The following is a 13,217-nucleotide window of genomic DNA, read 5'->3' as shown; positions in this document are numbered from 1 at the left end:
CAACCAGAGGTGTCCACGACGCATGCGTGAAGACTTGGAGCTGTACTCCCTCGCGGACCAGTTCTTCTACGAAGCACCGTCGCGGTGGCGGGCGGGAGAGAGCACGTTCGACCTCACCGATGGGGAGTGCCCGGACGGCTGGATCCGCAGCGGCAACGACGATTGGCGCATGCTGCGTCCCGCGGACGTGCAGTTGCCGGACCAGGGCTGGAAGGTCCACGTGTCCGCGACCCCGGACAACGCCGAGCGTGTGCTCTCCGTGGTCGCGCAGCACTGCTTCCGCGAGCGGGTCGCGTTCAAGTTCCTGCGCACCGCGCGGCTCGTGCGCGCCTACAGCCTGAAGTACGCGCCGCGCTCGGCGAGCGGCAAGCTCCTCACGCTGTACCCGGTGGACGACGCCGAGTTCGAGGCCACTGTGGACGCTCTCGCCACCGCGCTGGAGGGCGAGCGCGGGCCGTACGTCCTCACCGACCTGCGGATCGGTGACGGCCCGGTGTTCGTGCGCTACGGCGGCTTCACGCCCCGGTACTGCTTCACCGAGGACGGGCAGCAGGTGCTGGCCATCGAGCGGCCGGACGGGACCCTGGTGCCGGACGACCGGCGCCCGTTCTTCACCACGCCGGACTGGGTGTCCACACCGGACTTCCTGGCGCCGCACCTGGAGGCGCGCACCTCGCAGTCCGCCGCGCTGGACTACCAGGTCGTCGAAGCGCTGCACTTCTCCAACGGCGGCGGCGTCTACCTCGGCAAGCGGAACAGCGACGGCCGCGAGGTCGTGCTCAAGGAGGCGCGACCGCTGGCCGGCCTGGACTCGGTCGGCCGGGACGCGGTCGCGCGCCTGGACCACGAGGTCGACGCGCTGCGCAAGCTCGACGGCGTGCCCGGGGTGCCGCGCGTGCACGACGTCGTCGACGTGTGGGAGCACCGGTTCGCCGTGCTGGACCGCGTCCCGGGGAAGACCCTGCAGCAGTGGGTCGGGCTGCACCACCCGCTCATCGGTCCGGAGGCGGACGCGGCGGCCAAGCGCGCCTACACCGAGCGCGCCCTGGCCGTCCTGCGGCAGGTCACGGAGCTGGTGGAGCAGATCCACCAGCACGGCCTGGTGTTCGGCGACCTGCACCCGGCGAACGTCCTCATCGACGACGAGGACCGGGTCGGGCTGGTCGACTTCGAAGCCGTCTCCGAGATCGACGCGGCGCAGCGGCAGCACATGGGCTACGCCGGCTTCACCGACTCCGACGCCCGCGGCGCGGAGGTCGACCAGCAGGCGCTGGGCGTGCTCGCGCTGTGGTTGTTCATGCCGTTGACCAGCCTCAACGCGCTCGCCCCGGACAAGGCCGAGGAGCTCATCGCCGCCGCGGAGGAGCACTTCGAGCTGCCGGAGGACGTGCGCGCGCTGGTCCGCGGCCGGGTCCGGCCCCGCCGGCCCGAGGCGGAGGTGGCGGCCGCACCGGACGTCCGGCTGGACGACGCGGCGGGCCGCCGCGCGGCGTGCACGTCCCTGGCGGCGGCGATCCACGCCAGCGCCACCCCGGAGCGCGACGACCGGCTCTTCCCCGGTGACGTGCGCGTGTTCCACCACGGCGGGGCGGACTTCGCCCACGGCGCCGCCGGGGTCCTCTGGGCGCTGCGGACCACCGGGCACCCGGTCGACCCGGTGCACGAGATCTGGCTGGTGGAGCACGCGCAGCAGTCCGCCGAGCGGCCGGGCTTCTTCGACGGCGCGCACGGCACCGCGCACGTGCTCGACCTGCTCGGGCACACCGACCTGGCGGCGGAGCTCATCCGCGACGCCGCGCCGGACGTCGCCCGGACGCACGACGTCACGCTGTTCAGCGGGCTGGCCGGCATCGGGCTGAACCACCTGCACCTGCAGCGCCGGGACGCCGAGCACCTGGCCCGCGCGCTGGAGATCGCCGAGCGGGTCGCCGAGGCCGTCGACAGCGGGAAGCCCTGCGGCATCGACAGCGCGCGCATCGGCCACCGGCAAGCGGGTTCCCACGGCGGGCTGCTCCGCGGCTGGAGCGGTCCGGCCCTGTTCTTCCTGCGGTGCTACGAGGCGACGGGGCAGCGCGACTTCCTCGACCTCGCGGTCCGCGCGCTGCACCGCGACCTCGACCTCTGCGTGCACCGACCGGACGGGACCCTCCAGGTGGACGGCGGGTTCCGCACCCTGCCCTACCTGGACGTCGGGTCGGCCGGGATCGCGCTGGTCGCCGACCAGGTGCTGCGGCACGTGCCCGACCAGCGGGTCGCGGACAGCACGGGCGGGCTCAGCGACGCCTGCCGGAGCACCTTCGTGCTGCAGTCCGGGCTGTTCAACGGACGGGCCGGGCTGATGGCGACGTTGGTGCAGCTGTCCCGCGGCGACGCGGCGGCCCCGGACGCGGCCCAGGCGCACGCCTCCGTGCTGCACTGGCACGCGCTGAGCTACCGCGGGCACCTCGCATTTCCGGGAGAGGGCAATTTCCGGCTCTCCATGGATTACGCGACGGGTGGCGCCGGAGTGCTCGTCGCACTCGCTTCACTCGACGATCCGAGCATTCCCGCCATTCCTTTCCTGGCGTCGGAAAAAGCGGCTCCAGCGCGCTCTCAGAACGCCGGAGGACTGGGATCGTAAATTCGCCAAAACCGTTCTCGGGGACCGATTCCTTGCTAATCTTCTCCCGCGCCCCGGAAAGAGCGATCACCGCGGCGCGATCCCACTGGAAAACGATGAGGAGGTCACTCATGAACGTTCTCGACCTGCAGGCGCTGGAGACCGCCGCCGCCGAGGCCCTGGTGCCGGGCAGCACCGTCAGCAGCAACTGCTGAACCGGGCTGAGGAACCCACCGTCCGTCCGCGAAGAACCCCGAGGAGGTGAATCCCTGATGTCGATCCTCGACCTGCAGGCGCTGGAGACCTCGGCCGCCGAGGCCCTGGTCCCGGGCAGCACCGTCAGCAGCGGCTGCTGAGCCTCCCACCAGGGAGAACAGCAGTCGGAACACGGATGGGGAAACGGGAAGGAGGTGACCCACCCATGTCGATCCTCGACCTGCAGGCGCTGGAGACCTCGGCCGCCGAGGCCCTGGTCCCGGGCAGCACCGTCAGCAGCGGCTGCTGACGGGACCGATGGGAGCGACCGCGGTGAACAGGTGACCCGCTCTGGCCCCTGAGGGTTCCGGGAATTCCTGCGCGAACCCTTTCTCGGGGAATCACGCGGTATCGCGGTCGCGCCAGCTGCGCAGCATTCCGCAGCACAGCTGGAACGAGGAGTCAGGGGTGTTCGACACGACCGGACCCGAAAGGGCGCAGCGATCTCGCGCGACCCGTTTTCGGCCCCCGGGAGGGTCGAACGAGAAAGCACTGCTGACTCCCCCGGCGTTCCGCCGGCTCGGCCACCCGGCTGAGCCGGCGGAACCACGTTCGGCGACCACGCCCTGCGGTACTGTCCCGAACCGATTGTTCCAGCACTTTCGACCGAAACGGGACGACGATGACCACCAGCGCTGACCGGCAGCGTTCCAGCCGAGCAGAACGAGTGCTGTACTCGACCGCGTTCGCCAGCGGTCCCATGGAGGTGCTCGAGTTCCTCCTGCCGCTGTACAGCGGAGCGGTGCTCGGCGCCTCCCCGGCCGAAGTCGGCGCGCTCGTCGCGGTGTGCTCGATCGCCGCGCTGGTCACGCGCCCGGTCTCCGGCGCCCTCGCCGACCGCACCGACAAGCTCGCCGTGGCCGCCCTCGGCGCGCTCCTGCACGCCGGTGCGCTGCTCGGTTTCGCGCTGTCCGGCGGTCTCCTCCCGGCGTTCGCGATGGCCGCGCTCAGCGGCGTCGGCGGCGCGTTCTTCTGGGTCGGCGTCCGCAGCTGGACCGGTGCCCAGTCCGGTTCCGACGACGCACGCGGGTTCGGGCGCCTGCTGTCCTTCGAAGGCACCGGCGCGCTCGTCGCCTACGTGCTCTGCTTCGTCGCCCTCGAAGACCTCGGCTACCCCGCGGTGTTCGCGCTCGGCGCCGGCTCCGCGCTCGTCGCGGCCGTGCTGCTCGGGTCCACCGTCCGGGGCGCCGACCGCGGTGCGTCCGCCGACGAACCGCTCCCGGAGGACCGCACCGCGGTGCGGACGCTGCTGCCCTTCCTCGGCGTGTGCGGGGTGACCGCGGCGCTGGAGGCCGGGATGGCCCTGGTGCTGATCATGCACCTGCAGCTCGAGCACCACTACGGCCCGTACCAGATCGCGTCGGTGCTGGCCCCGGGCTTCATCGCGTTCATCGCCGTGCCGAGCGTCGCGCACCACGTGCTGGCCCGGCTCGGCGGGCGCACCGCCGTCGTGCTCTCGCTGCTGGCCAGCGCGCTGGTCACGGCCGTGCTCGCCACCTCCCCCGAGCCCTGGGTGCTGGGCCTGGTGTGGATCCTCTCCGCCGGTGCGCTGGGCATCGCGCTGCCCGCGGAACAGGCCGCGGTCGCCGGGGGCGCGGGGGCGCGCGTGGGCCGGCGGATCAGCTACTACGAGAGCGCGCAGCTGGCGGGGGTGGCCGTCGGCACGGGCGCGGTCGGCGTCCTCTACGAGCGCGCGGGGATCGCGCTGACCGGTGCGGCCGCCGCGGTCGCGCTGGCGCTCAGCGCCGCCGCCGTCCCGCTCGCCTGGCGCGCGCTGACCCCGACCGCGCCGACGGAGGACCCCGCGTCGCGCACCGTCGACCGAGCGCACTCCCGCACGCGGCGCCGCGAGTGGTACTGGCACACCGGCGCTTTCGTCGCGGGCCACGTCGTGCTGTGGCTGCTCGGGTCCTCCTCGCTGGCCGCGGAGTTCGGCGCGCCGCTGGACGGACCGGAGTGGCTCACCGCCGTGGGCCGCATCTGGGTCGTGGTCTACCTCGTCGACACCGTCGGCGCGCTCTTCCGCACCCTCTTCCCCCGCACCGTGAAGACCCCCGACGACAGCCGAGACGGCACCGGTTGAGCCCATGGGACGACACCGAGCAGCAGACCGGCCGACGGTCCGGCCCCCGCACAAGCGCCGTCCCGCGCACACCGGGCAGCGCGGCCCGTACCGCGGGCTCCTCGCGGGTTCCTCGATCACCGTCGTCGGCGACGTCATCGGCAACGCCGCGCTGCCGCTGTTCGTCCTGGAGACCACCCACGACCTGACGCTGACCGGCTGGATCGCCGCGGTGAGCGTCGGCGCCTCGGTCGTCACCGGCCTGCTGCAGGGGCCGCTGGTCGACAAGCTCGGCTTCCGCACCAGCCTGCTCGGTTCCAGCGCCTTCGCCGCGCTGACCACGATCGCCTTCTACCTGCTGCACGTCTTCGGCCTGCTCTCCCCCGCGCTGCTGCTGGTGCTGGCGACCGTGCGCAGCGTCGCCGACGAGCCGGGCCGGGTGGCGATGTTCGGGCTGGTGCCCCAGCTGGCCACGCCCGCCGGGGTGCCGTTGGAGCGGGCCAACGCGACGCTGCGCACCGTCACCGCGTCGTCGAACCTGGTGGGCCCGCTCGCCGCGGGCGGGATCGCCGCGTTCGCCGGCAGCGCGTGGACGATCCTGCTCAACGCGGTGACCGGCGTGCTCGGCACCGTGGTGCTGCTCGTCGCCCTGCGCGCCTCGAAGGCGGACGTGCCCGCGACGGAACGGGACCCGGCCGACGACGGGCTGAGCTACTACCGGCGTTTCCGCATCGGGCTGCGCTACCTGTTCCACGACAAGCTGCTGCGCACGCTGGTCGTCGCGACGATGGTGTTCGTCGCCTTCGACACCAGCTTCGCCTCGATCGGCCTGACCGCCTACGCCACCGAGGTGCTGCACGAACCGGCGCTGTACGGCGGACTGATCAGCGCGTTCGGCATCGGCTCGCTGATCGGCACGATCGGCTTCGGCGCCGTCGGCCACCGCATGCCCCGGCGCCCGACGTACCTCGGCGTGTACCTCGCCTTCGCCCTGCTGGTCATGCTCATGTCGGTGCAGCTCGGCGTGGTCGGGACGTTCGCCGTGATGGCGGTGGCCGGGGTGGTGACCAGCCCGCTGGACCTGATCTACATGGCGGTGCTGCAGGAACGCGTGCCGAAGAAGGTGTTCGGCCGGGTCATCAGCATCGCGAACACCATCATGTCGACGCCCGCGCCGCTGGCCGTGTCCGCCGTGACCGGGCTGATCAGCGAGGTCGGCGTGCAGGTGACGCTGCTGGCCCTGGGGTGCTGCTACCTGGTGCTCGCCCTCGGCCTGGTCCCGGTCCGGCACCTGCACCGCATGGACCGGAAGCGGCCGGCGGGCACCGACCTGGCCGACGTGACGCTGCCGCTGCCGCGGGTCCGCGACACCGCGCCGCCGACGCAACCGATCCCGCGGGTGCTCGACCCGTTGTCGGTGACCCAGCCGATCCCCAAGATCACCACCGCCGCGCCCGGGCAGCGGCTGTGGGTGCTGTCCGCCGACGCCGGGCTGACCCAGCCGATCCCGCGGGTCGGCCCGGCCCCGATGCCGACGGTGCGGTGGTCCCGGTGAACCCATTCCCCGTGCTTGCCCGGACAACCGATTTCCCGCCCGCGCCGAACGGGTCGTTGAAATCTGGACCGGAATCGTCCGGACCCGGTGGCGAATTCCGCCGAAACCACTCGTTCGGAGCACGCGCACTGGTAGCATCGCGCGTGCGATCTGTTTCACCCTGGAGGATTCCATGTCAACGTTGAAAGCGATAGCCGGCGGCGTGGTGATGGTGGTCATCGGCATCCTGCTCCGCATCTACGGCGGGGAGACCGAGGTGGGCCCGTTCGAATTGGGAACGGTGGGCAACGTGGTCGCCATCATCGGTGGCGTCGAAATCCTCATCGCGCTCAGCTACGTCTTCTTCCCCGCGAAGAAGAAGGAGCTGGACTGAAGCTCGCCACGGCCGGACCGCAGCCGACCGGCCGGAGCGGTCAACTGGCCAGCTGACCTGGCCTGTCGGCGCGCGGCGGGCGCGGGAGACGTCGGTGGCCGCTCGCGGCCACCGGCTCCGCCGGAACGCGCGGAACCCGTGCCGAACTCCCGCGGAAAACGTCTGTCCCTCATTTCTCGTCCTGGTAGGTTGAGCGCATGGGCCTGGGTTTGGAACTCGTCGGTGCTAATGCCACGTGGGTCTTCGAGAACGACCGGATCGACATCAATTATTCGAGCGGTCTCGGGCACCCGCGGCTGCTCCGGAAGTTGAAGCACCGCTCGATCCCGTACCAGGCGATCTCGCGCGCCACGGCGACCGGCGGGGACGGGAACCCGCAGTTGGTGCTGCACCTGCGTCCCGGCGCCGATCCGCTGACCGAAGTGGCCGCCGGACAACTCGACGACGACGCCGAACCGCACCAGCTCGAATTGGAGCCGGACCAGCAGGACCTGGCGAACTACTACGCCGACCACGTCAACGACCACTGCTCGCTGAACCCGGACGCGGGATCGCCCGCACCGCGCTTCCTGGTCGAGGTGGACCAGGCGCCCCGCCGGCTCAAGGGCTTCGACGGCGAGGCCACCTTCGACGGGTCCGCGGTCGAGTTCCACTGGCACGAGGACGCCTCCACGGCCAAGCACCGGTCGTCGAGGCGGCGCTTCCCGCTGACCGAGATCGCCGGCGTCCGGTGGGTGCGACCGGGCCTGGCCTCCGGGCACCTCCAGCTGGTCCTGCACGAGGAGACCGCGGACGTGTCCCCGTCGGACAACGACCACGCGCTGCTGTTCGGCCTGGGCTACGGCTCCACCGCGACGTCGTTGCCGTTCGCCGCCGCCGTCCTGGCCGCGGCGCAGGCGGCCGGTTCGGCGACCTCCGCGGGACGCCCGGCGCTGCCGGCCGCCGCCCCGCACCAGCCCGACGCGATGTCCCGGTCGGAGATCCTCGCGACCATCCGCGAACTGGGGGAGCTCCACCAGGCGGGCATCGTCAGCCAGCAGGAGTTCGAGCAGAAGAAGCGAGAGCTGCTCGACCGGCTCTGACCGCGGCCCGTCCCGCCGCGGAGAGAGGTGGACCCCGGTGCGCCGTGACGCGCTGTACTTCCCCGGGCTCGTCCCGACGAAGTTCTCGACCATCGAGACGTTCCTCCGGACCGACGACCACGCCCGACGCCGGCTCGCCGAGGCCGACGAGTTCCTCGGGTACTCCCTCATGGACGCCTATGCCGAAGCGGACGTCTACGACTGGGAGGTCTACGAGTCCGGCTTCATGGTGGTGACGCTCGCGCTCGCGGACTGGGCGCTCGAGAACGTGGAGCTCAACCCGGTCCTCTGCGGTGGCCAGAGCTTCGGCGCCATCATCGCCGCGGTCTTCTCCGGCGCACTGTCCTACCAGGACGGTCTGGCACTGGTGCGCAACAGCGTGCTGGTCGAGGTGGACTACTTCGACCACCAGCCGGAACCGCTGGGCTGCCTGTTCTTCTACCGGATGACCTCGCAGCAGGTGGACGACCTGGTCGCCGAGTTCCGCGCCGCCGGGCGGGACGTCGAGGTGTCCATCTACCTGGACGACTCGGTGCACGCGGTGTCCGGCACGCTGGCCGACCTGGAACTGCTGGAGGCGCGCGTCCGCGAAGCCGGTGGGTTCCCCTTCTACACGATGAACCGGTCGGAGCACTGCCCCAGCGTGCGTCCGCTGCGCGACCGGCTGGAGACCGAGGTGTACGACCGGGTCTCGTGGCACCGTCCGAAGTGGCCGATGCTGTCGGACGTCAGCGGGAAGCTGCTGACCGACCCGGAGGAGATCGAGCAGGACCTGCTGGACGGCTGGGTGACCCCGGTGCACTGGAGCACCGTGGTCGGCGGGATGCGCGACGCCGGGACCGAGCAGGTGCACATCATCGGGCCGCGCAACATGTTCTCCAGGATCACCAACAACGCGCTGCCGACCGAGGTGATCACGCCGAAGAAGGTCGTGGACCGGGCGACCAGCCCCGCCTGACCGGCCCGACCTGGGGAGAGTCGAGATGACCACGTCAACCGTGAGCACGCGATCGTTGCCGCCGGGGCCCTCGTCCCCGAAGGTGGTGCAGACCTGGCGCTACTGGAGGGAACCCTCCACCTACGTCCGGCAGTGCCACGCCAAGTACGGCGACCGGTTCACCCTGCACGTCTGGCCGTTCGGGACCGTCGTCTTCCTCGCCGACCGCGACGACGTCAAGTCGCTGGTGCGCGCCGACCCGGAGGTCTTCCAGGCGGGGGCGTCGAACAGCTTCGGCGCCGTCGTCCTGGGCGAGAAGTCGGTCTTCGTCACCGACGGCGAGCAGCACGCGCGGAGCCGGGCGCTGATGATGCCCGCGTTCCACGGCAAGGCGGTGCGCGACCAGGTCGAGCTGATGCGCGAGATCACCGCCGCGAACCTGGCGGGCTGGCCGGTGGGCCGGGAGTTCCGGGCCCTGCCGGAGATGCAGGCCATCTCGTTGGAGGTGATCTCCCGGAACGTGATGGGCATCGACGACCCGCAGCTGAAGGCGGACGTGCAGCTCTCGGTCCGGGAGCTGGTCTACAACGGGTCGTGGTTCGACCTCCTCCCCGGGCAGGACCGGTTCCCCACGCTGCACCCGGCGGCCGTGCGCCGCAGGCGGTTGCGCGCCCGCTCCGACGCCCTGCTGCGCTGGCAGATCGAGGCGCACCGCCGCGACCCGCACCTGGACCAGCGCCGCGACGTGCTGTCGATGCTGCTGCGGGCGTCCACGGAGGACGGTACGGCGATGCCGGACGACGAGATCTGCGACCAGCTGATCACCCTGCTGCTGGCCGGGCACGAGACCACCGCCACCGGCCTGGCGTGGTGCCTGGAGCGCCTGGTCCGCAACCCCGAGGTGCTGGCCACGGCCCAGGCCGCCGCGGACGAGGACGACGACACCTACCTGGACGCGGTGGTCAAGGAGACGCTGCGCGCCCGCACGGTGGTGCCGGAGATCGGCCGGATGCTGTCCCGCGACGCCGACTTCGCGGGGTACCGGATCCCGGCAGGCACCCACCTGTGGCCGAGCATCGAGCTGCTGCACGAGTCGCCGGAGTCGTTCCCCGAGCCGCACGAGTTCCGCCCCGAGCGGTTCCTGGAGAAGGGCGCGATGGCGGACTGGATCCCGTTCGGCATCGGCAACCGGCGCTGCCTCGGCGCGACCTTCGCCCAGGTCGAGTCCCGCGTGGTGCTCAAGGAACTGCTGCGCCGCTTCGAGTTCGCCACCACCGACGCCCCGCCGGAGGGGCCGGTGCGGCGGCACGTGACGCTGGTCCCCGACCGCGAGGCGACCGTGACCATCCGCCGGCTGCGCACCGCGGCATGAGCGCGCCCGCCGGGGGCACCACCGCGGTGTGCGTGGTCGGTGCCGGACCGCAGGGCACCTCGGTGCTGGAGCGGCTGGTCGCCTGGGCCGCGCACCAGCCGGACGACCGGCAGCTGGTGGTGCACGTGGTCGACCCGTTCCCGCCGGGCCCCGGCCGGATCTGGCGGCGCGAGCAGTCGGGCCTGCTGTGGATGAACTCCACGGTCGGCGACGTGCGGATGTTCGTCGCTCCGGAGACGGCGGTGCTCGGCCCCGCCGGGGCGGTGCCCTCGTTCGCGGAGTGGCTGGCGACCGTGGCCCCGCACGAGCTCACCGGGGAGCTGGCCGACCTGGCGGCGCGGATGACCGAGCGGTCGTTCGCGCCCCGCCCGCTCGTGGGCGAGTACTACTCCTGGGTCTTCGACCGGATCGTGGTCACCGCACCCGACCGGGTGCGGGTCGTGGTGCACCGCGCGCGGGCCACCGACGTCGTCGACGAGCCCGACGGGCGGCAGCGGGTGGCGCTGGACGACGGCACCGGCCTGGTGGTGGACCAGGTGGTGCTGGCGCAGGGCAACTTCGAGTCGCGGGCCACCGCCGAGGAGCGGGGCCTGGCGGAGTTCGCCGGCAGGCACGGTCTGCGGTACCTCCCGTCCGGGTACTTCGACGGGCCGGCGCTGGAGGAGGTCCCGGCGGGCGAGCCGGTGATCATGCGCGGCTTCGGGCTCACCTTCATCGACTGCATGGCGCTGCTGTGCGAAGGGCGGGGCGGTCGCTTCGAACCCGACCCCGAGCACGGCCTGACCTACCGGCCGAGCGGCCGGGAGCCGGTGCTGCACGTCGGGTCCCGGCGCGGACTGCCCTACCACGCCAAGTTCCGCTACGACCTGCCCGCGGGACCGCCGCCGCTGCCGCGGTTCTTCACCGCGGACGCGGCGCGCGCCCTGGGCACCCCGCTGGAGTTCCGGCGGGACCTGTGGCCGCTGGTGTCGAAGGAGATCGCCGCCGCCTACTACCACGAGCTCTTCCGCGCCCACCCGGAGCGGACCCGGTGCGGTTGGCCGGAGTTCTCCGCCGCGCTGGCCGAGCTCGACTGGGGCAGCCCGGCCTGGGAGGAGCGGGTGGCCGCGGCGGTGCCCGCGGAGTCCGACCGGTTCCGCTGGGACCTGCTCGACCGGCGCTTCGACGGCCGCGGGGAGGACGCGGAGAGCCTGCAGCGGACGGTCCGCCAGTACATCGCCGACGACCTCGAGCACCGCGGCGACCCGGCCTTCAGCCCCGAGCTCGCCGCGGTGCGGGGCCTGCTGTCCACGGTCGAGGTGCTGTTCGAGCTGGTGGAGGCCGGCGACGTCGAGGCGCGGTCGCTGGTGCGGGAGGTGGAGGCCGAGTTCCTGCCGCTGATGAGCTTCGTGACCAGCGGGCCACCACCGCGGCGGCTGGCCGAGCTGCACGCCCTCTCCCGCGCGGGCGTGGTGCGCTTCCTCGGTCCGGGGACCGACGTGGTCGCCGACCCGGACCGGGGCTGCTTCCGCGCGCGCAGCGCGGTGGCGGAGGTGGAGGCCCGCTGCCTGGTCGAGTCGAGGCTGCGCGAGCCGACCCTGGCCGAGGCCGACGACGCCCTGCTGCGCCGGCTCCACGGGCGGGGCGAGTGCACCGCGGAGACGCTCGTGGGCGCCGACGGCGTCCGCTGGTCCACGGGCCGGATCAGCGCCCGCGCGAGCGACCACCGGCTGCTGCACGCGGACGGCCGGGCCCATCCCCGGCGGTTCGCGGTCGGCCCGTACGTGGCCGCGGTGGGTGCACCCGCCCCCGACCCGGCCGCGGCCGGGTTCTTCGGCACCAGCGACCTCGTCGCCCGGTCGGTGCTGGGGCTGGCCCCCGCACCGGCGGAGCTGTCCGCGCGCTGATCAGCTGCGCACGAGGTCGGGGGCGACCACGACCTTCTCCCGGCTGACCCGCTCGTGCCAGCCCAGCCCGGCGACCATCGCGACCACCAGCGCGAACCCGGTCCACTGCGTCGCGCTCAGCTCCGCGCCCAGCACGAACACCCCGACGACCGCCGCCGTGGCGGGGAACGACAGCTCCGCCAGCGTCGCCCGCGCCGCCGGGGTGGTGCTCAGGCCCACGTAGTACAGCGCCAGCGCGATCAGGCCGGGGACCAGCGCCAGCAGCACCAGGCCACCCGCGTTGTCCCAGCCGACCGCCACCGGCGACCCGCTGACCAGCAGCACCACCGCGGCCGCGGGCAGGCCGAGGGAGAACCGCAGCGCGGTCACGTCCCGCGCCGGGACGCGGCTGCTCACGTACCGGCCGAGCACGGTCCCCGCCGCCCACAGCGCGGCCGCGCCCAGCGCCAGCAGCGCGGGCACCACCTGCGCGACCCGGATGTGCAGCGGGTCCTCGAACGCCAGCAGCCACGCCCCGACCAGCGCCGGGACGGCGAAGGCGAAGTACCGCGGGGTCAACCGCTCGCGCAGCAGCGCGTAGGAGGCCACGGCCGCGAAGACCGGCTGCAGCTTCTGCAGCACCAGCGGCGTCACCGGGTCGCCCACCTGGAACGCGGTGGTGAACAGGGTCGTGGCCAGCGCCGAGGAACCGACGCCGACGGTGACCATCGCGAGGCGCTCGCGCGGCCCGCACGCCCGCAGCGCGCGCCACGCGCGGGGCAGGAACGGGGCGAGCAGCGCGACGATGATCACGTGCTCCCAGAACACCACGCTGGCCGAGGGCAGCGAGGTCGCCAGCGGCTGCCGCCACAGCGCGTCCGTGCCCCACATCGCGGTGGCCAGCGCCACCAGCCACGTCCGGTCCGCACCCCGTTCCCACGCCATGCCACCCACTCAACCACGCCGGAGATCACCCGATCGTCGGCGTTCCGGATGGCAGGACGTGCGGACCGCGCCGCCCTACGCTCGAACCGGACAACCCGGAGGAAGCTCACCTGCGTCGTGAGCAGGACCTCACGGGCACGACGCCGTTGCACCGAACGAAGGACGGATACCC

Annotated in this window: 9 protein-coding genes; 8 read left to right on the top strand and 1 reads right to left on the bottom strand. The window is 72.6% G+C overall.

Annotation, left to right across the window (positions count from 1 at the left end; all coding sequences use genetic code 11):
• Nucleotides 1-22: 22 nt before the first annotated feature.
• The 8 genes from lanKC to HNR68_RS04645 all read left to right on the top strand — a co-directional run bounded on the left by lanKC (nucleotide 23) and on the right by HNR68_RS04645 (nucleotide 12,121).
• Complete coding sequence (gene lanKC / locus HNR68_RS04680) at nucleotides 23-2,620, top strand: class III lanthionine synthetase LanKC (RefSeq protein ID WP_179717983.1); 2,598 nt, start codon at nucleotides 23-25, stop codon at nucleotides 2,618-2,620.
• An 856-nt stretch (nucleotides 2,621-3,476) separates the two neighbouring features.
• Nucleotides 3,477-4,937: an MFS transporter gene (locus HNR68_RS04675; RefSeq protein ID WP_179717981.1), complete on the top strand. Its 1,461-nt coding sequence runs from the start codon at nucleotides 3,477-3,479 to the stop codon at nucleotides 4,935-4,937.
• A gap of 4 nt (nucleotides 4,938-4,941) precedes the next feature.
• Complete coding sequence (locus tag HNR68_RS04670) at nucleotides 4,942-6,471, top strand: MFS transporter (protein WP_179717979.1); 1,530 nt, start codon at nucleotides 4,942-4,944, stop codon at nucleotides 6,469-6,471.
• A 172-nt stretch (nucleotides 6,472-6,643) separates the two neighbouring features.
• Nucleotides 6,644-6,844 carry a hypothetical protein gene (locus HNR68_RS04665; protein ID WP_179717977.1) on the top strand — a complete coding sequence of 67 codons (201 nt, stop codon included), beginning with the start codon at nucleotides 6,644-6,646 and terminating at the stop codon, nucleotides 6,842-6,844.
• Between the two features lie 197 nt (nucleotides 6,845-7,041).
• Nucleotides 7,042-7,926, top strand: coding sequence for a DUF4429 domain-containing protein (locus HNR68_RS04660; RefSeq protein ID WP_179717974.1), 885 nt, complete (start codon nucleotides 7,042-7,044; stop codon nucleotides 7,924-7,926).
• Nucleotides 7,927-7,963: 37 nt separating this feature from the next.
• On the top strand, nucleotides 7,964-8,884 hold the full coding sequence (locus HNR68_RS04655; protein WP_218888195.1) for an ACP S-malonyltransferase: 921 nt from the start codon (nucleotides 7,964-7,966) through the stop codon (nucleotides 8,882-8,884).
• A gap of 25 nt (nucleotides 8,885-8,909) precedes the next feature.
• Nucleotides 8,910-10,235 (top strand): cytochrome P450, encoded by a 1,326-nt coding sequence (locus tag HNR68_RS04650; RefSeq protein ID WP_179717972.1) that lies wholly within the window; start codon nucleotides 8,910-8,912, stop codon nucleotides 10,233-10,235.
• On the top strand, nucleotides 10,232-12,121 hold the full coding sequence (locus HNR68_RS04645) for an FAD/NAD(P)-binding protein (RefSeq protein ID WP_179717970.1): 1,890 nt from the start codon (nucleotides 10,232-10,234) through the stop codon (nucleotides 12,119-12,121). The genes HNR68_RS04650 and HNR68_RS04645 overlap by 4 nt, the downstream gene beginning before the upstream one ends.
• On the opposite strand, the gene HNR68_RS04640 is transcribed toward HNR68_RS04645, so the two are convergent.
• The gene (locus tag HNR68_RS04640; protein WP_179717968.1) at nucleotides 12,122-13,045 is read right to left on the bottom strand and encodes a DMT family transporter; all 924 of its coding nucleotides are present in this window, start codon (nucleotides 13,043-13,045) and stop codon (nucleotides 12,122-12,124) included. It abuts the gene before it with no gap.
• Nucleotides 13,046-13,217 lie beyond the last annotated feature (172 nt).

The sequence above is a fragment of the Saccharopolyspora hordei genome (genome assembly GCF_013410345.1).
In the GTDB taxonomy this organism is placed as follows: Bacteria; Actinomycetota; Actinomycetes; order Mycobacteriales; family Pseudonocardiaceae; genus Saccharopolyspora; species Saccharopolyspora hordei.
This window is presented reverse-complemented; position numbering and strand designations above follow the sequence as displayed.